The organism is Pseudomonas sp. PP3 (genome assembly GCF_905336995.1).
Taxonomy (GTDB): domain Bacteria; phylum Pseudomonadota; class Gammaproteobacteria; order Pseudomonadales; family Pseudomonadaceae; genus Aquipseudomonas; species Aquipseudomonas reinekei.
Window position 1 is genome coordinate 918,345 of sequence record NZ_HG995459.1, and the last position, 20,146, is coordinate 938,490.

Below are 20,146 nucleotides of genomic sequence, written 5' to 3' on the forward strand. Positions count from 1 at the left end.
TCAGATCGCTGAGCCGAGTTGGAAGATGGGCAGGTACATGGCAACCACCAATCCGCCGACGATAACACCCAGCACCACCATGATGAACGGTTCCATCAGGCTGGTCAGGTTATCGACCATGTTGTCGACCTCGTCCTCGTAGAATCCGGCGACCTTGTCGAGCATGTCATCCAGTGCGCCGGACTCTTCGCCAATGGCGGTCATCTGAGTCGCCATGTTCGGGAAAATGCCGGATGTGCGCATGGAAAAATTCAGCTGCATGCCTGTCGAGACGTCCTGCTTGATGCGCAGCACGGCCCGTTTGAACACGATGTTGCCGGTGGCGCCGGCCACTGACTCCAGGGCTTCCACCAACGGTACGCCGGCCGCGAAGGTGGTCGACAGGGTACGGGAAAATCGGGCCACCGCGGACTTGTACATCAAGGTGCCCACCAGCGGCAGCTTCAGCAGCCAGGCGTCCGTGCGGTCGCGAAAACCCTGTGAGGTCCTGAAGGTGTGGCGCACCCCGAAAATCGCCACAATCAGCGCGCCGAGCATGACCCACCACCAATCCTGCATGAACTGCGAAAGGCCAATGACCATGACGGTGAAGGCGGGCAATTCGGCACCGAACCCTTCGAACACCGATTGAAACTGTGGCACCACTTTGACCAGCAGAATGGTGGTAACGATCATCGCCACGAAGACCACCACCAGCGGGTAGGTCATGGCTTTCTTGATCTTGGCCTTGAGGCTTTCGCTCTTTTCCTTGTAGGTCGCCACCCGCTCCAGCAGCGTATCCAGCGCACCGGCCTGCTCTCCGGCGTCCACCAGGTTGCAGTAGAGCTCATCGAAATATTGCGGTTTTTTGCGCAGGGCGGCGGCGAAGCTGTTGCCTGCCGCGACTTCCTGTTTCACCTCGTCCACCAGTTTGCGCATCGCCGGGTTGTCGAAGCCTTCGCCGATGATGTCGAACGATTGCAGGAGCGGCACACCCGCTTTCATCATCGTCGCCATTTGCCGGGTGAAGAGGGCGATATCGTGGGCCTTGATGCGTTTGCCCATGTCGAAAATCGACGTGGTTTTCCGGCGCACCTTGCCGGGGTTGATGCCTTGCTTGCGCAGTTGTGCCTTGACCAGTGCCGGGTTCTGCCCACTCAACTCGCCGCTGATTTTCGTGCCTTTGCGGTCTGTGCCTTCCCAGGCATACACGCTGATTTTCGCTGCCTTGACCGCCATGTTCAGTCCTTGGTGACCCGGTTGATTTCTTCCAGGCTGGTGATGCCCTGCATGGCTTTGAGCAGTCCTGAGGTGCGCAGGTCGTTAAAGCCGTCCTTACGCATCTGGTCATCGATTTGCAGTGCGTTGCCTTCAGCCATGATCAGCCGTTGCAGGTCCGCCGTGTTCTTCACCACTTCATAAATCCCCACTCGTCCTTTGTAGCCGCCGTTGCAGTGATCGCAGCCGACCGGTCCATAGATCGTGAAGGTGCCGATGCGTTCCTCGGGAAAACCTTCCTTTAGCAACGTTTCGCGGGGAATTTCCACCGGCACGCGGCAATGGCTGCACAGTTTGCGCGCCAGGCGCTGGGCGATGATCAGGCTGACGGAGGTGGCGATATTGAAGCCCTGGATGCCCATGTTGTGCAGGCGGGTCAGGGTTTGCGCGGCGCTGTTGGTGTGCAGGGTCGACAGTACCAGGTGCCCGGTCTGGGCAGCCTTGATGGCGATTTCGGCGGTTTCGAGATCGCGGATTTCGCCGACCATGATCACGTCCGGATCCTGACGCAGGAACGAGCGCAGCGCCTGGGCGAAATCCATGCCCTGCTTGGGATTGACGTTGACCTGGTTGATGCCTTCCATGTTGATTTCGACCGGGTCTTCGGCGGTCGAAATGTTGATGTCCACGGTATTGAGAATGTTCAGCCCGGTGTAGAGCGACACGGTTTTGCCCGAGCCGGTGGGGCCGGTCACCAGAATCATGCCTTGCGGCTGTTTCAGGGCCGCCATGTACAGGTCTTTCTGGTCGGGCTCGTACCCAAGGGCGTCGATGCCCATTTGCGCGCTGGCGGGGTCGAGAATCCGGATCACCACTTTCTCGCCCCACAAAGTGGGCAAGGTATTGACCCGAAAGTCGATGGACTTGCTTTTTGACAGGCGCATCTTGATCCGGCCGTCCTGGGGCCTGCGACGTTCGGAGATGTCGAGGCTGGCCATGACTTTCAGGCGTGCGGCGATGCGGTTGGCCAGCTGGATCGGCGGCCTGGCGACTTCATGCAACACACCATCGGTACGCATGCGCACGCGGTAGTGCTTTTCGTAGGGTTCGAAATGCAGGTCGGAAGAACCGCTCCTGATCGCGTCGAGCAGCATTTTATGGACGAAACGCACCACCGGGGCGTCATCGGCCTCCTGACCGCCGATAGCGTCCTGGCTTTTGTCATGGGTGGCCTCGATGTCCAGGCCATCGAGGTCGACGTCGGCGGTTTCTTCCAGGCCAGTGCCAGGGTTGTCGAAGAATTTCTCGATGGCATCGCTGAGCTTGTCGTCTTCGACCAGGATCGCTTCGGTGGTGAGCCCGGTGCTGAACTGGATGTCGTTGATGGCCTGATGGTTGGTCGGGTCGGAAACCCCAACGAACAACTTGTTGCCACGGCGCCAGAGGGGCAGGGCGTGATGCTGGCGCACGAGCTTCTCGCTGACCAGCCCCTTGGGCTGCATGTCCTTGTCCAACGCATGCAGGTCCAGCAGAGCCATGCCGAAGTGCTCCGAGGCGATCTCGGCGACCTGGCGGCTTTTCACCAGTTTGTTCTGCACCAGGTAACTGACCAGGGACATACGGTTGCGTTGGGCTTGCTGGTACGCCTGTTGCGCGCTTTTGTCAGTAAGCAGCTCGGCCAGGATCAACTGCTTGGCCAGACCGCTGAGGGCGATGTCATTCATTGGGATACCGGACGCAGACAGTTCATGAGTTATAGCCTAGTCAAGCGACTGAACCAAACCAGCGGCTCCGAGGTGACAAAAAGTGTCAGATAGTGCGGATCCTGGGAGTAGGAAAGTTCTTTAGGCCCGGCGAGTACCCCGCCAACACGGCGTACCGGGCTTGGCATGGGCTGTGCTGCGACAGGTTCAGATCATGAGATTTCGACTCATGCACGGAGGCTGTCTATGAAGACTCAAAAAGGTTTTACCCTGATCGAGCTGCTGATCGTGGTGGCGATCATCGGCATTCTCGCGACGTTTGCGATACCGGCGTACTCCAAGTACCAGGCGCGGGCCAAGGTCACGGCGGGGCTGGCGGAGATTTCGGCGTTGAAGGTGCCATTTGAAGACTTGATGAACCAGGGAACCGACCCGGACCTGACAAAAGTGGGTGGTACGGCAACGACGTCGAACTGCACCACCACCGCCTCGGGCAAGGCGGCTGACGGGACGGGTGAAATCGCCTGTACGATTCTGAATGCACCAGGGCCGGTGCTGAATCAAACCATCACTCTGAAACGCGCCCTGACCGGTTGGACTTGCTCCACGACGGTCGATCAGGAGTTCGCGCCGAAGGGGTGTGCCGGTGTGGCACCCAAAGTCTGACCTTGGCTGATCGCCTGAAACCCCGCCTTGTGCGTGATGCTGTTCAGTTAAGGACGAACATTGTATCTGTGGCGAGGGAGCTTGCTCCCGCTGGACTGCGTAGCGGTCCCATTTTCGGGGCCGCTTCGCGCCCCAGCGGGAGCAAGCTCCCTCGCCACAGGTTACTGATTGCTCGCTCTATCTCTTAACTGAACAGCATTGCGCCTCGTGCGGTTTTTTTTACCCTCTCCATGCTCATGCATGGCCTCTATCCACCCCTGCCGGGCATCGCTACATCCAGGCAAAATACGGTGTACCTCAAGCAACACTCATTGAGTACGTAAGACGGTTCCTAGGACTGTTCTGATTTACATTTTGAACATTAAATCTGTTTTCAGACGCCTCTCCAGCATCCACGCATCCTTGCGCCTCTCCTTCGCTAAAAAACCATACAGAGCCACCATATCGCCACGGTTGTGCCGGTGAATTTGCGCCCGCTAACGTCCAGCCATCACGGCTCGGTCAGCGATCATCACCTCGGACATAACAAATCGATCTGGAGGGTGGCAGCACTGTGCAAGGAGAGAAATATTCAAGCGGACTGATGGAGAGAGAAAGGATGCATCTGACGCAAATGGCCGCGGTGCGAAGCGAAGACCCGAAAGGTGGCAACCAATGAGCCACGAAGACATGTACTGCGTGGCGCAACTCACGACCCGGTTGATGCCCAATTGCAACACCGTGCGCAAAATGGAAGTACCCGCTGACCTGCCGGGGGTGGTGATTTTCCTGCACGGCGTGAATGACCCTGGGGCGTCCTACGAATCAGTGGAAACCGGATTGTGTCAGGGGGTGAACGAACGGCTGGATCGACCGGATCTGAAGGCGGGGCGGTATGGGGCGGCTTACAGTGCGGCTAAAGAAGTGCCGCTTGAAACGTTGAGCAATGATCAGAGTGCCGTTCTCGATGATCCTGACACTTATCTTTATCGCCGAGATACTAACGCCCCAAAAACCCGTAGCCTGATGATCCCGTTCTACTGGGGCTATCGGGCCGCGCCGGAACACGTCAAGCGTGATGACGCCGGTGATCCGTTCCGGATGCGCAACCAGTTTCAGGATATCCACGGCAATCGCCTGGATCGCCACTTTGCCAAGGCTGGCGGATTTTTCGTCAACGCCACCAATAACCTGCAAGAGATGTACGGCGAGGGCTTCAAGGCCAACGTGAAAACCGGCGCCGTGGAGCGTTTGAGCCCGAACAATTTCCTGCTGTTCGCCAATGCACCGCTGCGGCATTACTTTGTGTTCGCCGCGCACCGGCTGGCGATGCTGGTCCGTGAGATTCGCCGGGTATCACCCGATGAAACCATCAGCATCATGGGGCATAGCCAGGGCACCTTGATCGCCCTGTTGGCGCAGGCCCTGTTGATGGACAAGGACCAGCGTTGCGCCGATACCCTGATTCTCGTGGACTCGCCTTACAGCGTGCTGCCCAAGGTCACCCCCAAGGACCATGACACCCTCGCCACACTGATCGGTATTGTCAGCGCGGTCACGCAAACGCCCCATGCGCAGCCTCCACTATCCGCGCTCCGGGATATCAAGACCTATGGCGGTCGCAGCGGCCCGCGCTGGTCACCTACACAAGGCTCGCGGCCCGATAAAATCGGCAACCACACGGTGTTTCCCGAGCGCGACAATCGCGGCAAGGTGTATGTGTATTTTTGCCCCGACGACACCACCGTGGCGCTGGATGATGTGCAAGGCATCGGCACCTACGGCGTGCCCGATGCCACGCCCGACGGGCGACCGGCGATGATTGCGCTGCAATCGATGGGCTTTTATCAACGGCTGTGGACCAAACGCCAGCGTGACGGCGAGCCGGTGCTGGTGGGCAAGTCGCCGCAACCCGAGTTCATCCGCGCGCCGGGCGAGCACCGTTACCCGGGCGCGTCCATGCTCATCGGCGTGGCTTCGCAAGCGCCGATCGCCAAGGGGCAGGAACGCCTGATCAATGCCGAGGCCCTGACCCCGCCCCATGCGCCGCAGATGTTTGGCGGCGAAGCCATCCAGGGCAGCCCGACCACTGCCGGCCTGGACAAACCCGATGAAGTTGCCAAAAGCATCGCCCTGGGCAAAGACGCCGCGACCTTTTTGTGGATCAGGATGCCCGTCGAATATGACGCGCCCAACACCACGCAGCAGGAGGCGCTGGCGCGGTTTAACGGATTAACCGAAGACCCGGAGGATCACACCCGCGCCGTCCGCAAAGGCGCGGCTCGTACTCGCACCAGTTCTTTTCACGAGCGCGAGGAAACCCCTCGAGAAGCCCGGGCGCGCATGGAGCGTGACCAACGTGAATGGGGGGCCAATTCCTATCACTCGGCGATCCTGCGCAGTCCGGAAAACCAGCGCTAGGTGACGGCGATGGACATTGCCATTGGCCAGGCGCATTGCCTTGATGACCCGCGGATGCGTGAGGTGTTGGTGGCGATTGCGGATTGGAAGATGGATGAAAAAACTTTTAGATCGACCAGTGAGTTGTCAGGCTGGTCGCGACTCAGTGCTGAGGCTCAGGCCTTAGTAACCGCCAGTTACATGTACTACGACAAAGGCATTTTCCCGCCCACCGATGTGGTCTCTCTAGTACCGCCCTCCCTGCTTGCCGACACCGCTAAAGAAGGAGGTGCCGTGTGAGGGATGCTCAACACCAAACCCGGACTTTACCGAAACTCAAACCCTACCTCTGGATCGCCGGCGTACTGCTGATCGTTTGGCTCGGCTTCGTCTGGTTGGTCCAAATCAAGGCACAGGAACTCAATATGGAATTGCGTGACATGAAGCCGGTGATGCGCTGGGGTATCGCCGCTATTTTGGGGCCCTTGCTGCTGATCTTCAGCGTTCACTGGTGGGGCAAAGCGGTGGCCAGTGAAAAGGCGGAGCTTGCCGCTTACAAAGCCGACGTCAAGGCGCAAATTGCCGAGCGCAAAGCTACGCAAGCGCGGACCTATGCGTTGGAAATACGAGGCGTTGGGCTGGGGATTTATCACGACCATCAATCTGAAATCTGGCAGTTCATCAAAAAGAAAAACGACAACTTTGCTTCAATTTACTCTCGTGACCCCAAGGATTACACGGACTCGCTGGACTTCAGACAGATCAGCAGAGATATCAAAATCCGTGTCGCCTTCAAACATTCGGCAGGCGAATCAGTAGCATATTGGCCGATTCCAGTGTTTGCGCTGGGTCCACCAGACCCATACGAGAAAGGCTATCGAGCTGCCGGCCTGATTAACTCAGGTCGTAATAAGGCAACTCTGGGAGTTACCCAATTTCTCTGGCAGGACGATGAAAGTACGAGCCATGCGCAAGGCATGATTGAGCGACTGTTCCAGTTTTTTGATGACAATCCTCAAGTGCCCCAAGCCTTGATCGCGAGCGAGGACGGTGATGTGACACGAGATGTCTATCGCAAGCCCGGTACGCCTGGGTTGCAAAGCGTGCAGGTAGTCCCCACGGTGTACGAAAGCATGACCGGGCTGCTGGTCACCCGCTCGGATCGAGTGGATCGGTACATCCGCCGTTATGCCACTCATGAACGTGAAGATAACCAGAACAAAGACACCGATCTGGGCAAACTATGGGCCTTTTACTGGGATCGTGATAAAGCATTTTTGAAATGGTATGAAGCTCAAGAGCGCGCCAAGGGAGCCAAACTCTCAATCCCCCCGAGCACCATGTCCACCGCCTACTGGCATTCCCAACTCCCCACCCTCTGGCAAACCATCAGCAACCGCGGACCGGGAGAATTCCAACCCTCGCCGTGGCTACCCATCCGCTGGGCCCAGCACCAGGTCAAAGAGTTCGACGCCGCGCCGGTACTGGGTTACCTGCACCGCCCGATCAAGGTCTCGATGCAGGACGAAAACGGCAAACGGCTCAAGCCGGCGTTGCAGGCCAAGGCGCTGCAAGCCGGCTGGTTAGAGGCGCTGGATACCTTGCCCGAAGGGCATAAGCCGGTGCGCGTGTTCTACGACACCACCGACAATCAAGAGGCTGAAATCGCCCTGACCCTTGCCTTGCACGGCCTGAATACAGACGGCCATGGCATCGAGTTGGGCAATGTCGACGAGGGTTACAACATCGGGCGGCGCCTGGGGAATACCGGAGTCAGCAGCGCGCTGGTGGAGATCAACCTGGCGACCATCGCCAGCTACCACGACGGCGGTACCAGCGCAGTGGTCTACGCCGGTCAAGACGGCAGCCTGACGGTACAAATGATCCGCCCACCGGACGCAGCGCGCATAGCGAAAAACCGCAAGAACCGTGGTGCCGACCCGTTCAAGTTTGGTTCCCCTAACGGCGGCGCACCCAGACCATGAGCCATCCTGTTTGTGTGGGGAAGACACCCGCCGCGCTGGCGCTCGGGATGTGCGGGCAAGTTAGGTCGGCGCCGCTGCGATCAATCAGGATCGCCACGGACTGCTTGTATCTTTTTTCTTTCAATGAAAAACAGTTTTTGCCCTATTCCCAAGTAAGCGAATGAAAAGCTTCGACAATTCATGGCCTTAGGCCTGCGTAAAAACCCGCAACTTGCATGTAGATAAAGTTCAACTCATGCATTTTGCACGAATCCAAAAAATGATCATTTTGTTAAGTTATTGATTTATATGAATAAATTTCCTGTCTCAAACTTGGCACACCGTTCGCAATATCTCTGGTAACCCTGCTGACATCAACCCAGCAGATTTTCTAGAAAAACAGGAGTTACTCGTATGAAGAAGTTCGCTATCACTGCCGCTGCTGCTACCGCGCTGACCCTGACCATGGCCAACGTTGCGTTCGCCCAAAGCACCCAGGCTACCCAGTCGCCAATGGTGCTGGCCGCCGGTGAAGTCACTGAGGCGAAAGAAGCTACTTCCGATACCTGGATCACTACCAAAGTCAAAGCTGACCTGGTCACCGAAAAAGGTATCCCAGGTACCGATATCAAAGTTGAAACCAACAAAGGCGTCGTTTCCCTGTCGTCCACCGTTGCTGTAACCGACGCTCAGAAAACCACCGCCGTGGCGATCGCCAAGAAAATCAAAGGCGTTAAAGCGGTCTCCGCTGACGGCCTGAAAGCCGAGTAAGGCAAGGCTTCTCGCCTGGACCGGGAGAAGATGCGGTAGACGGGCCGAGCCATACGCCTGCCGCCTCTTGAGTGTTCATGCGAACGGCCACAAGGATGTGGCCATTACAGGCCCCGGCATTCGTGTCGGGGCCTGTTCTATTCGGGAAACCAAAAGATCGCAGCCTTCAGCCGCGCCTACAGACGTACTCATCCTGTAGGCGCGGCCGAAGGCTGCGATCTTTTGATCTTCAATTACCGCGCTTGCTGGTGATCTGCACCAAGCGATTCGCTTCAAACCGCAGGTACTGATACATCCCGCCGTTCGGACCGTAAGTCCATTCCTCGACCTGAAACTCTTCCCGTCGATTGGCACTGCGCTTGTAACCGAGCACGTCGCGGCTGACCGGCTCCCCACATTTTTGCAGCACCTCGCTGGAGCGGTCGCCGGTACTGATCAACTGCCTGCCACAGCGCAAAGTATCCGCCGCCGAAGCCGGGCTCGCCGCTGCTGCCAACACCAGTGCGAGCAGCAGCCGTTTGCCCATCACTCGGCGTCCAGATGCATCGGCGTGACGACCTTGCCGTCTTTTTCCGCTTCACCCAACTGCGCATCGATGAAGTAAACGCGATCATCGGCCAGTTGGCCCTTGTCGACCAGATAGTCCTTGATGGTGCTGGCGCGATCCTGACCCAATTCACGCAACAGGACTTCGCTGGAACTCCAGAACTGGATCACGTCGGCACGCATTTTTGCGCTGCGTTCTTCTTTGCCCAGATCTTTCCACTCAGCAGGCGGCTGGGTTTTCAGGCGTGTGCGATAGATCCCTTCCAGCAACGGGCCTTTCTCGCCGTCGGGCACATCCAGCAAGCCAGCCCTGGCCGGCACCTTGTCGCCTCGGCGCTGGAGCATTTTGTAGTAGTTGTACTGGTATTCCCGTTCCAGCCGCTGCTCGGCAATCAGCGGACCGTCGCTGCTCTTCGCGGCCGTACCTTCGATTTCCAGGCGCAGGGCCGGGCGTTCCTTGAGCGCTTTCGACAGTTTGTCCAGGGCGCCTTCGGCATCCTTGCTCAGAACGCTGGAACCTGGCGCGAACGACACGCTGCCCAGATCTTCCGAACCGCCACCGGCCACCAATCCTCCGATGAGTTTGAACGGTGCGGCGGCGGCCTTGACGATCAGGTTGCGCAACGTTTGCCAGACAATCGGCATGACGCTGAACTGCGGGTTGTTGAGGTCGCCGGTCACCGGCAGTTCGATTGAAATCTTGCCGTCGACGTCCTTGAGCAGGGCAATTGCCAGTTTCAGCGGCAGGCTCACGGCGTCGGGGCTGTCGACTTTTTCACCCAGTTGCAGTTGCTCGACCACCACTTTGTTGTCGGCCTTGAGCTGGCCTTTGGTGATTCGGTAATGCAGGTCGAGGTTCAGTCGGCCCTTGCGGATACGGTATCCGGCGAATTTGCCGGAGTACGGCGTCAGTGTGGTCAGTTCCACGCGTTTGAAACTGGTGGCGATGTCGAGGCTGGCCATCGGATCAAACGGGTTGACCGCACCTTTGATGGTCACCGGTGCATAGCGGTCGACCTTGCCTTTGACGTCGACACTGGCCGGCTTGGCCTGGCGACTGTCGATGGTGCCGATTTGCCCGTTGAGCTGCTGGATCGCGGTGGCGAAGTTCGGCGTCAGGCTGAAGTCGGCGAAGTTGGCCGAGCCGTCATTGATGGCTATGCCGCCGATGTGAATGCCCAACGGTTTTTCTTTGCTGGCGGCGGGTTTGGCGGCGGCAGGTTTGGCGCCGGTGTCGGCTGGTTGCGGGATCAACAAGTCATCGACGTTGGTGGTGCGGTCATCGTTGATCATGAAGCGTACGTAGGGTTGCAGCAGGTTGACTTTGTCGATCGACAGGCTGTCTCCATGCTGATAGTTCAGGCCTTCGACCACCACCTGCTGCCACTTGAGGAAGTCGCGGGTTTTCAGGGTGTCGAGGGTGTGCAACTGATCGACCTGGGCACGACCGGTGACGTTGAAAGCCAGCGGCTCGGTGCTTTTCAGGTTGACGGCCAGATCACTGCCGAGCATGCCGCTGCGCAGTTCCAGGCGAATGAACGGGCTGATGTAGGACTGGGCGACGCGCAGGTCAATGTCCTTGGTCTGCACATTCAGTTTGGCGCTGACCGGCGCCAGATTGACCTCGCCATCGGCCGTGAGCTTGCCTTGCTTGCCCACACCTGTGTCGAGTTTGAGCAAGAAGGGCGAGCCATTGAGGCTGTCGAATTTCTGCAGGTCGAGATTCAGCGGCCCCAGTTCCAGGGCCACGGCGGGCTGAGCCTTGCGGTCTGCCAGGTGCACTTGGTAATCGCGTAGCTGGACGTCGTTGAGCAGTACCTGCCAGGGCTTGCTTGGGGCGGGCTCGGTTTTCGGCGAGTCGGCGGCAGCCGGCGTACTGGCCGGTTCGGCGTTGGCTTTGGCGGCAGGCTTGGAGGGCTGGCTGGCGAACAGTTTCTGCCAGTCGAGCTGACCATCGGCTTCCAGCGCGGCCCAGGTTTCCAGCTTGTGGCTGCGGATCTTGCCGACCACCACTTGTTGCTTGGCCAGATCGACGGTGGTTTCGCTGACGTCCAGACGCTCAAGCTTCACCAGCGGTCGTCCGTCCGTTGCCTTGATGGCGAAGGGCGCGATGGTGGCCGAAAGATTGCTCAGCAGCAGTTCGGTTTCTTTGGACAGATTGAGTTTGTAGTCGGTGCTGATGCTCATGACACCGCTTTCGAGGTCCAGGGGGACGGCGTCGCGCACATACGGCCAGAAAGCTTTCATCTTGCCGTCGGTAATTTTCAACTTACCTTCGGAGGCAATCGGGATCAGGCTGAAGTTACCGGTCCAGTCGATCTGCCCGCCGTTGGGGCCGATGGCAACCAGGGTCATGTCGGCGCTGTCTTCGGGCAGGGTGCTGAGGTTTTTCAGCTCGAAATCGAGTGAGTCGTAGAGAAACTCGATGGGTTCGCTGGGCCGGGCATCCTCAAAGTGCACGGCACCGCCGGCCAGTTTGATGCGCTCGATGCGCAACGGAAACGGCTTGGCATCCGGGTCGGCTGGGGTGGGCTCGCTGGCCGGAATCTTGAACAGTCCGAGCAGGTTGAGTTTGCCGTCCTTGCTGAAGAGGATTTCGGTCTTGGACTTGTCCAGTTCAACGTCTGACAGATGCAGCGCCTTGGTCCACAAGCTGTCGAGTTGCAGGTTGGCGTACAGACGTTCGAAGCCAATCTGTTCCTTGCCGGGCTCACCAATGCTCAGGCCCCACAGGGTCACTTCGAGGCTGAACGGGTTGAGTTCTATGCGCTGAAGCGCGGCGGGCATCGTGGAGTAATTGGCCAACTGCTGGTTGGCGATGCGCAAGGCGATGCCCGGCAAAATCAGAAAGCCCAGCAAGCTGTAGAGGGCCAGAGCAGTCAACAAGGCGCCGATGGCGCGAATCAATCCTTTGTACATGCGTGGCTTCATCTGTCTGAATCGGAGTGCCTTGGAGTATGGCACGCGATTCCGGTTCCGAAGCAACCAGCCTGTTCAGGTTTTTTCAGATTTGTCTGACAGAGATCAAAGCTGCAGGATCAGGGTTTTCAGTGGCGGCTGCTGATCCATTGACGGGAAATCTGCACCCGGTTTCATCACTGTCCACTCACGCACTGGCCGGCCGGCTTTCTCGGCGCAACGCAAAACCTGTTCACGCCAGTCGTCCATGCTGACTTTTGCCAGGTTGTTGCAGCAGATCAGTACGCCGTTGTCAGCGGTGGTCAGCAGCGCGGGTTTGAGCAGGCTCTGATAGTCGCGCAGCAGGTCGACGGTGCCGAACGCGCTCTTGGCCCAGGCCGGTGGATCGAGCAGCACCAGATCATACTGGCGCTGTTCCAGGCGCTGATAGCTCGGCAGCTTCTGCCCGCGACGCTGGCTGATGGGCAGGCCGGCGAGTTGGCGAATGGCCGGGAAATAGTCGGACTGGATGAACTCCATGGTCGGCAGCTGCGGGTTGAGCAGGCCGTTTTCACGACCGACCGCCAGGTTGCCTTCGGCGAAGTCCAGGTTGCACACCTCGCGAGCGCCACCAGCCGCCGCACTGAGGCCGACACCACAGGTGTAGGCAAACAGGTTCAACACACTTTTGTTCTTGCTGTGATCCTTGACCCAGCCACGGGTGTTGCGCAGATCGAGGAACAGCAGCGGATCCTGCCCGGCGTGACGGCCGCGAACGCGGTAATTGAGACCCCACTCGTGGCCGACCAGATCCTGCAGCGCCGCTTCGTCGGCGCGGTAGACGGTGTCATCGCGGTCGATGCGCGAGTTGCCACGGGAGCGGTCGTTGTAGACCAGCAGGGTTTCCAGGCCCAAATGGTTGTTGACCATTTCGTGCAGGCGCAGCAGGTCTTCGCGTTCCAGCGACTGATGGAAACTCTGCGCCATCAGTTGCGGACCGTACCGGTCGATCGTCAGGCCGCCAGCGCCTTCCTGGCTGCCGTGAAACAGGCGATAGCAGTCGGTGCCCTGGCTGTGCAGCTCGGCGAGCAGGTCCTGGCGATGATCGAGGGCGGCGCGCAGCGCCTGATTCAAGGAAGACATGCTGAGCGCCTTGCAGGAGGTAATTTGGCGCGGGAGTTTAACACTGTGGAGTTTGGATGAGGGGCTTGCCACAGAGTCCGGGGTCAGGTCAGCAACCCCATCCGACGCCTGGCCCGTTGCACCGAGCCATTGCGCACCGCCCAGCGCAACATTGGCGCACTGCGATTGACGCTGGCGCGGATCAGTTTGCGTTGCAGCGGGCTCTGGCGGACGTCGAGCATGTCACTGGCCCAGTCTGGCAACAGATCGATGCCAGCCTGCATCATCAGTCCGCCGAAAGGCCTGGCCAGGCGGCTAGGCGACGGCGCATTCAACAACAGTCGCAACACTTCCCGACTGCGCTCATCGCACAGCAGCTGTGGGCGGATGCGTTCAAGGTATTCGGAAATTTCCCGCCGCGAGCGCGGCACATTCCTGGCCCCCAAGCGTTCTGCGACCAGGGAAATTTCCGCGTAATAGCGATCCTGGTCCAGCAGCGACAAATGCGGATTTCGATAGCGCAAATGTGCGGCGAGGAAATTGCTGACCTCGGCCACGTGCACCCAGGTCAACAGCTCCGGATCGCTGGCGGCGTAGGGCCGGCCATCGGGAGCGGTGCCGGTGATCTGCAAATGAATGGTGCGGACTTTTTCGATCAGCCAGTCGGCGTCCTGTCGCGAGCCGAACGTGGTGCCGGAAATGAACTGCCCGGTGCGGCGTAACCGGCCGAGCATGTCCTCGCGGAAATTCGAGTGGTCCCAGACGCCGGCCAGGGCCAACGGATGCAAGGCTTGCAGCATCAAAGCGCTGATGCCACCGATGAGCATGCTGCTGAAGTCGCCGTGAACTTGCCAGCTCACGGAATCAGGGCCGAACAGCCCCGGATCGCCCTTGGGGTTCTCCAGATCGAGCTTGCCCAGCGACAGACCGGTCAGGCTCATGATTTGGGTCTCAATGCGGGTGCGGATGAATTCCATGAAGACTCGCGGGAAGGAGGGCGCGGCCGTTGGTCGCGCCCGGGTTTCTACTGATTCAGGCGTTTATCGATCAAGCCTTGTACCACGCTCGGGTCGGCCAGGGTCGAGGTGTCGCCCAGACTGTCGAGCTCGTTGCAGGCGATCTTGCGCAGAATACGCCGCATGATCTTGCCCGAACGGGTTTTTGGCAACGCTGGCGCCCACTGGATCAAATCCGGTTTGGCGAAACTGCCGATTTCCTTGCTGACCATCGCCAGCAATTCCTTCTTCAGATCGTCGCCGGCGTCGACGCCGTTCATGGGCGTGACGAAGGCGTAGATACCCTGGCCCTTGACGTCATGAGGGTAACCAACCACGGCCGCCTCTGCGATGCAGTCATGCAACACCAGGGCACTTTCCACTTCGGCGGTGCCGATGCGGTGCCCGGACACGTTGATCACGTCGTCGATACGTCCGGTGATCCAGTAATCGCCATCTTCGTCGCGGCGGGCGCCGTCACCGGTGAAGTAATAGCCGGGGTAGGGCTTGAAGTAGGTGTCGATCATCCGTTGCGGATCGCCATAGACGCTGCGGATCTGCGCCGGCCAGCTGGATTTGATCGCCAGCACGCCACTGCCGGCGCCTTTGATTTCCTTGCCCTGTTCGTCGAGCAATACCGGTTGCACGCCGAACATCGGTTGCGTGGCGCAGCCGGGTTTAATCCGTTGCGCGCTCACCAGCGGGCTGAGCATGATGCCGCCGGTCTCGGTCTGCCACCAGGTATCGACAATCGGGCAGCGCTCTTCACCGACTTCATGGAAGTACCACTCCCACGCTTCCGGGTTAATCGGCTCACCGACGGTGCCGAGCAATCTGACGCTGGCGCGGGAACTTTCCTTCAACGGTTCCGGACCTTCACGCATCAGTGCGCGCAAAGCGGTGGGCGCGGTGTAGAAAATGTTCACCTTGTGCTTGTCGATCACTTGCCAGAAGCGCGAGGTGCTCGGGTAGCTCGGCACCCCTTCGAAGATCAGCGTGGTCGCGCCATTGGCCAGCGGCCCGTAGACGATGTAGCTGTGCCCCGTTACCCAGCCGACATCGGCGGTGCACCAGAACACTTCGCCGTCGCGGTAGTCCAGCACGTACTTGAAGGTCATCGCCGCCTGCAGCAAGTAACCGCCGGTGGTGTGCAGCACGCCTTTGGGTTTGCCGGTGCTGCCGGAGGTGTAGAGGATGAACAGCGGGTCTTCGGCATCCATGGGTTCCGGCGGACAGTCGTCGCCGACATCGCGCAACGCCTGGTGATACCAGATGTCCCGGCCTTCAACCCAGTTCACCTGATTCTGTGTGCGCTCGACCACGACCACGGTGCTCACGTCAGGGCAGCTTTGCAGTGCCTTGTCGACATTCTGTTTCAACGGGACGAACTTGCCACCGCGCACGCCTTCATCGGCGGTGATCACGGTACGGCAGTCGGCGTCGAGAATCCTGTCGCGCAGTGAGTCCGGGGAGAAACCGCCGAACACCACCGAATGCACCGCACCGATGCGGGTGCAGGCGAGCATGGCGTAGGCCGCCTCAGGAATCATCGGCATGTAGATGCACACCCGGTCGCCTTTTTTCACGCCACGGCTTTTCAGCACATTGGCCAGGCGGCAGACGTGGTGATGGAGTTTTTTGTAGGTGATCTGGGTGGATTCGGCGGGGTCGTCGCCTTCCCAGATGATTGCGATCTGATCACCGCGTTTTTCCAGGTGCCGGTCAATGCAGTTGTAGCTGACATTGAGTTTTGCGCCGGCAAACCAGCTGGCCTCACCGGTTTTGAGATCGTAGCGCTGGACAGTGTCCCAAGGCGTGCTCCAGTCGAGGAAGCGGGTGGCCTGTTCAGCCCAGAACGTACTGGGGTGGTCGATGGATTCGCGGTACAGGCGCTGGTAGTCGTCTTGACTCAATTGTGCAGCCCGGCGGACGGCATCGGCTTTGGGGAACGTGCTGATATCGAACATGACGGTTCCTTCTTCTTGTTTTGCGACAAGATCTAAAGATGCGCCGAGTAAACAACGGGTTCAAGTCGTACACAAAACAACTGTGGGAGCGAGCCTGCTCGCGATGGCGGTATAACATTCAACAGTGATGTTGATTGTCAGACCGCTTTCGCAAGCAGGCTCGCTCCCACAGGGTGTTGCGCAATTGCTGCAGGTCAGCCGCGGTGACGACCACGGAAATAGTTGATCAAGCCTTGGGTGGACGGGTCATCAGCCGGCGTTTCCTCGCTGCCGACCAGACGGTTGTAGACGCCTTTGCCCAGTTCCTTGCCCAGTTCCACGCCCCACTGGTCGAAGGCGTTGATGCCCCAGACCACGCTTTGCACGAAGACTTTGTGTTCGTACATCGCCACCAATGCGCCGAGACGACGCGGGCTGATGCGCTCGACCACCAGGGTGTTGCTCGGACGGTTGCCCGGGATCACCTTGTGCGGCGCGAGTTTCTGCACCTCGTCTTCACCCATGCCTTTTTCACGCAGCTCGGCTTGGGCCTCGGCCAGGGTCTTGCCAAGCATCAGCGCCTGGCTTTGCGACAGGCAGTTGGCGTACAGCCACTGGTGATGGTCGGACACGGGGTTGAAGCTGACGATCGGCACGATGAAATCAGCCGGGATCAGCTGGGTGCCCTGGTGCAGCAACTGGTGATAAGCGTGCTGGCCATTGCAACCGACGCCGCCCCAGATCACTGGCCCTGTGTCAGTGCTGACTGCTGTGCCGTCCTGGCGCACGCTCTTGCCGTTGGATTCCATGTCCAGCTGTTGCAAGTGCTTGGTGATGTTACGCAGGTAGTGGTCGTACGGCAGGATCGCATGGCTCTGCGCGCCCCAGAAGTTGCCGTACCACACGCCAAGCAACGCCAGCAGCACTGGCATGTTTTGCTCGAACGGGGCGCTCTGGAAGTGCTGGTCCATGGTGTAGGCACCGGACAGCAACTCCTTGAAGTTCGACATGCCGATGGCCAGGGCAATCGGCAAACCGATGGCCGACCACAGCGAGTAACGACCGCCAACCCAGTCCCACATCGGGAAAATGTTTTCCTCGCGGATACCGAAGGCCACGGCGGCAGCGTTGTTGCTCGACACCGCGATGAAGTGACGATACAGCTCGGCTTCCGAACCACCCTGAGCCAGGTACCAGGCGCGGGCGGCCTGGGCGTTCTTCAGGGTTTCGAGGGTATTGAAGGATTTTGACGAGACGATGAACAGCGTGGTCTCGGCGCGCAGTTTCATGGTCAGCTCGTGGAACTCGCTGCCGTCGATGTTCGCCAGGTAGTGGCAACGCACGCCTTTTTGCGCGTAGGACAGCAAGGCTTCGGACACCAGTTCCGGGCCGAGGAACGAGCCACCGATACCGATGTTCACCACGTCGGTGATCGGCTTCTCGGTGTAACCGCGCCACAGACCGTCGTGGATTCGGCCCACGAGGTCGGTGATCTGGTTCAGCACCTTGTGTACTTCCGGCATCACGTTGACGCCGTTGACCGACAGCTTGTCGCCAACCGGACGGCGCAGCGCCGTGTGCAGGGCCGGGCGACCTTCGGAAGCGTTGACGATTTCGCCGTCGAACAGTGACTTGATCGCGCCCTGGAGGTCGACCTCATTGGCCAGACCCACCAGCAGGTTGCGGGTCTCGGCGTTGATCAGGTTCTTCGAATAGTCGAGAAACAGGCCGCAACTGCTAAGGGTGAATTGGGTAAAGCGCTGCGGGTCGGCATTGAAAGCCTCGCGCATGCTGAAATCCTGCATGGCTTGGCGGTGGTCATTCAACGCTTGCCAGGCGGGCAGAGCGGTCACGTCGTGAGGAGTGCGGTAATACGCCATCGCTGCGGGTTTCCTTTTTACTTGAACGGCCTTTTGAACACTAAAAATCCCGGAACGCTATGGGTGGGCGTCCCGGTTAACTGCGTCGACACGAATTCATGGCGCAGGGCGAATACAGTAAACCCCGCGCAGAGATCTGTCTTGACTTTGTCTGACCTGATTCCGGTACTTTTTTAACATCGAAGTTAGGAACGGTCCGACAAACGGGACGAGACAGGGTTTAGGGCAGGCGACTTGGACTGGCACGGATGCCTATTGCAGGAACCAGCAGCAGGCTCCTGCAATAGGCAATGCGCTGTTTAGAGGGGGGAGTCGAGGTTCAGGTGCAGGTTGTCGATCAATCGTGTGGTTCCGAGGAATGCCGCCACCAGGATCACCAGGTCCCGATCCTCGACTGTCGCCGGGCGCAAGGTCAGTGCATGGCGAATTTCCAGGTAGTCCGGACGCAAGCCTGCGGCTTCAAGCTGCTGGATTTTCGCGTTGATCAGCGCCGGGAAATCCCGCTCACCTTGCTTGATCGAGTCGGCAATCTCGCTCAACGTGCGATAAACCACCGGCGCCACGGCACGATGTTCTTCGCTGAGGAAACCATTGCGCGACGACAGCGCCAGGCCATCGGCCGCGCGCACGGTCGGCTCGCCGATGATCTGGATCGGCATGTTCAGGTCATGGACCAACGCGCGGATCACCGCCAGTTGCTGGAAGTCTTTCTGACCGAAAATCGCCAGGTCCGGCTGGACCATGTTGAACAGCTTGCTGACCACCGTTGCCACGCCTTCGAAATGACCCGGGCGGCTGGCGCCGCACAGGCCTTCGGACAGTTGCGGGACGCTGACGCGGGTCTGGCCGGCCATGCCGTCGGGGTACATCTCTTCAACGGTGGGCGCGAACAACAGGTCGCAACCGGCTTCGAGCAGTTTTTCCTGATCGGCCAGCAGCGTGCGCGGGTACTTGTCGAGGTCTTCGCCGGCGCCGAATTGCAGCGGGTTGACGAAAATGCTCGCGACCACGAAATCCACCCGCTGGGTGGCCTTGGTAATCAGCGCGACGTGACCGCTGTGCAGGTTGCCCATCGTCGGCACGAAGCCAATGCGCTTGCCTTCGCTGCGGGCACGGGCCACGGCGGCCCGCAGTTCGCGTACGGTTTTTACGGTGTTCATGCAGAGAATCCGTGTTCGATGCCTGGGAAAGTCGCCGCTTTGACTTCGCTGACGTAAGCATTCAATGCCGCGTGAATGTTTTCCTGACCGGCCATGAAGTTCTTCACGAATTTCGGTACGCGGCCAGTGATGGACAGGCCCAGCATGTCGTGCAGGACCAGAACCTGGCCGTCGGTGCGATTGCCGGCACCAATGCCGATCACGGGAATTTTAACCGCCTGGGTGATTTCTTCGGCCAACTCGCTCGGTACACATTCGAGCAGCAGCATGGCCGCGCCGGCCTGTTCCAGCGAAATCGCATCGGCGCGCATCTGTCGCGCCTGGTTTTCGTTACGGCCCTGGACTTTGTAGCCACCGAGGATGTTCACCGATTGCGGGGTCAGGCCCATGTGCGCGCATACCGGGATGCCGCGCTCGGCGAGCAGGCGGATCGAGTCCGCCAGCCACAATGCACCTTCGACTTTGACCATGTGCGCGCCAGCCTGCATCAACAGGGCACTGTTGGTCATGGCTTGTTCGGTGGTCGCGTAGGCCATGAAGGGCAGGTCGGCGAGAATCAACGCGTCGCTGTTACCGCGTTTGACGCAGGCAACGTGGTAAGCCATTTCGGCAGTGGTGACCGGCAGGGTGCTGTCGTGACCTTGCAAAACCATGCCGAGGGAGTCGCCCACCAGCAGCACTTCGACGCCAGCCTGATTGCAGGCGTGGGCGAAGGTCGCGTCATAGCAGGTCAGCATGGTGATTTTTTCACCTTTCTGCTTGAGGCTCTGGAGCGTGGTCAGGGTGATGGCTGGCATGTCAAAAAATCCTCGTTCAGGCGCTATGGAAACTACTGCGAGTAACGCGCGTGATTCGTCATCTACTCAGGCGCACGGTCTTCTGTCGTGCTTATAAGGCCTGGATTGCGCCCGTGTGTGCC

13 protein-coding genes and 1 pseudogene are annotated in these 20,146 nt (G+C 59.3%); 4 read left to right on the plus strand and 10 right to left on the minus strand.

Annotation, left to right across the window (positions count from 1 at the left end):
• Together KHO07_RS04255 and pilB are read right to left on the minus strand one after the other, a co-directional pair.
• Positions 1-1,218 (minus strand): type II secretion system F family protein, encoded by a 1,218-nt coding sequence (locus KHO07_RS04255; RefSeq protein ID WP_212626540.1) that lies wholly within the window; start codon positions 1,216-1,218, stop codon positions 1-3.
• 2 nt (positions 1,219-1,220) lie between these two features.
• On the minus strand, positions 1,221-2,921 hold the full coding sequence (gene pilB / locus KHO07_RS04260; protein WP_150734768.1) for a type IV-A pilus assembly ATPase PilB: 1,701 nt from the start codon (positions 2,919-2,921) through the stop codon (positions 1,221-1,223).
• Between the two features lie 225 nt (positions 2,922-3,146).
• Here pilB and KHO07_RS04265 point away from each other — a divergent pair, with 225 nt between their 5' ends.
• The 4 genes and pseudogenes from KHO07_RS04265 (at position 3,147) to KHO07_RS04280 (ending at position 8,680) form a co-directional block, all read left to right on the plus strand.
• A complete protein-coding gene (locus KHO07_RS04265; RefSeq protein WP_075948424.1) occupies positions 3,147-3,566 on the plus strand; it encodes a pilin in 420 nt (139 codons plus the stop codon).
• 654 nt (positions 3,567-4,220) lie between these two features.
• Positions 4,221-6,245, plus strand: a pseudogene (locus KHO07_RS04270) (DUF3274 domain-containing protein).
• Positions 6,242-7,930, plus strand: a complete 1,689-nt coding sequence (locus KHO07_RS04275; RefSeq protein WP_212626541.1) for a DUF2875 family protein — start codon at positions 6,242-6,244, stop codon at positions 7,928-7,930. Before KHO07_RS04270 ends, KHO07_RS04275 begins: the two are co-directional and overlap by 4 nt.
• Before the next feature lie 393 nt (positions 7,931-8,323).
• Complete coding sequence (locus KHO07_RS04280; RefSeq protein ID WP_075949497.1) at positions 8,324-8,680, plus strand: BON domain-containing protein; 357 nt, start codon at positions 8,324-8,326, stop codon at positions 8,678-8,680.
• A 229-nt stretch (positions 8,681-8,909) separates the two neighbouring features.
• Here the strand turns inward: KHO07_RS04280 and KHO07_RS04285 are convergent, their stop codons facing one another.
• From KHO07_RS04285 to panB, 8 genes are all read right to left on the minus strand, one after another.
• Positions 8,910-9,206: a DUF2845 domain-containing protein gene (locus KHO07_RS04285; protein ID WP_212626542.1), complete on the minus strand. Its 297-nt coding sequence runs from the start codon at positions 9,204-9,206 to the stop codon at positions 8,910-8,912.
• On the minus strand, positions 9,206-12,157 hold the full coding sequence (locus KHO07_RS04290) for a DUF748 domain-containing protein (RefSeq protein ID WP_212626543.1): 2,952 nt from the start codon (positions 12,155-12,157) through the stop codon (positions 9,206-9,208). Before KHO07_RS04290 ends, KHO07_RS04285 begins: the two co-directional genes overlap by 1 nt.
• 93 nt (positions 12,158-12,250) lie before the next feature.
• Entirely contained in the window at positions 12,251-13,267 is a 1,017-nt protein-coding gene (locus tag KHO07_RS04295; RefSeq protein ID WP_212626544.1) for a class I SAM-dependent methyltransferase, read from the minus strand.
• Positions 13,268-13,350: 83 nt separating this feature from the next.
• A complete protein-coding gene (locus KHO07_RS04300) occupies positions 13,351-14,223 on the minus strand; it encodes an oxygenase MpaB family protein (protein ID WP_212626545.1) in 873 nt (290 codons plus the stop codon).
• 47 nt (positions 14,224-14,270) lie between these two features.
• A complete protein-coding gene (gene acs / locus KHO07_RS04305; RefSeq protein ID WP_212626546.1) occupies positions 14,271-16,208 on the minus strand; it encodes an acetate--CoA ligase in 1,938 nt (645 codons plus the stop codon).
• A 194-nt stretch (positions 16,209-16,402) separates the two neighbouring features.
• Positions 16,403-18,067 (minus strand): glucose-6-phosphate isomerase, encoded by a 1,665-nt coding sequence (pgi, locus tag KHO07_RS04310; RefSeq protein WP_212626547.1) that lies wholly within the window; start codon positions 18,065-18,067, stop codon positions 16,403-16,405.
• A 299-nt stretch (positions 18,068-18,366) separates the two neighbouring features.
• The gene (panC, locus tag KHO07_RS04315; protein ID WP_150734778.1) at positions 18,367-19,227 is read right to left on the minus strand and encodes a pantoate--beta-alanine ligase; all 861 of its coding nucleotides are present in this window, start codon (positions 19,225-19,227) and stop codon (positions 18,367-18,369) included.
• On the minus strand, positions 19,224-20,024 hold the full coding sequence (gene panB, locus KHO07_RS04320; protein WP_150734779.1) for a 3-methyl-2-oxobutanoate hydroxymethyltransferase: 801 nt from the start codon (positions 20,022-20,024) through the stop codon (positions 19,224-19,226). The genes panC and panB overlap by 4 nt, the downstream gene beginning before the upstream one ends.
• Positions 20,025-20,146 lie beyond the last annotated feature (122 nt).

What these genes read in the sequence shown, in the direction of transcription:
- KHO07_RS04255 (WP_212626540.1), bottom strand. Translation starts at nt 1,218, where the DNA reads ATGGCGGTCAAGGCAGCGAAAATCAGCGTGTATGCCTGGGAAGGCACA.
- pilB (WP_150734768.1), bottom strand. Translation starts at nt 2,921, where the DNA reads ATGAATGACATCGCCCTCAGCGGTCTGGCCAAGCAGTTGATCCTGGCC.
- KHO07_RS04265 (WP_075948424.1), top strand. Translation starts at nt 3,147, where the DNA reads ATGAAGACTCAAAAAGGTTTTACCCTGATCGAGCTGCTGATCGTGGTG.
- KHO07_RS04280 (WP_075949497.1), top strand. Translation starts at nt 8,324, where the DNA reads ATGAAGAAGTTCGCTATCACTGCCGCTGCTGCTACCGCGCTGACCCTG.
- KHO07_RS04285 (WP_212626542.1), bottom strand. Translation starts at nt 9,206, where the DNA reads ATGGGCAAACGGCTGCTGCTCGCACTGGTGTTGGCAGCAGCGGCGAGC.
- KHO07_RS04290 (WP_212626543.1), bottom strand. Translation starts at nt 12,157, where the DNA reads ATGAAGCCACGCATGTACAAAGGATTGATTCGCGCCATCGGCGCCTTG.
- KHO07_RS04295 (WP_212626544.1), bottom strand. Translation starts at nt 13,267, where the DNA reads ATGTCTTCCTTGAATCAGGCGCTGCGCGCCGCCCTCGATCATCGCCAG.
- KHO07_RS04300 (WP_212626545.1), bottom strand. Translation starts at nt 14,223, where the DNA reads ATGGAATTCATCCGCACCCGCATTGAGACCCAAATCATGAGCCTGACC.
- acs (WP_212626546.1), bottom strand. Translation starts at nt 16,208, where the DNA reads ATGTTCGATATCAGCACGTTCCCCAAAGCCGATGCCGTCCGCCGGGCT.
- pgi (WP_212626547.1), bottom strand. Translation starts at nt 18,067, where the DNA reads ATGGCGTATTACCGCACTCCTCACGACGTGACCGCTCTGCCCGCCTGG.
- panC (WP_150734778.1), bottom strand. Translation starts at nt 19,227, where the DNA reads ATGAACACCGTAAAAACCGTACGCGAACTGCGGGCCGCCGTGGCCCGT.
- panB (WP_150734779.1), bottom strand. Translation starts at nt 20,024, where the DNA reads ATGCCAGCCATCACCCTGACCACGCTCCAGAGCCTCAAGCAGAAAGGT.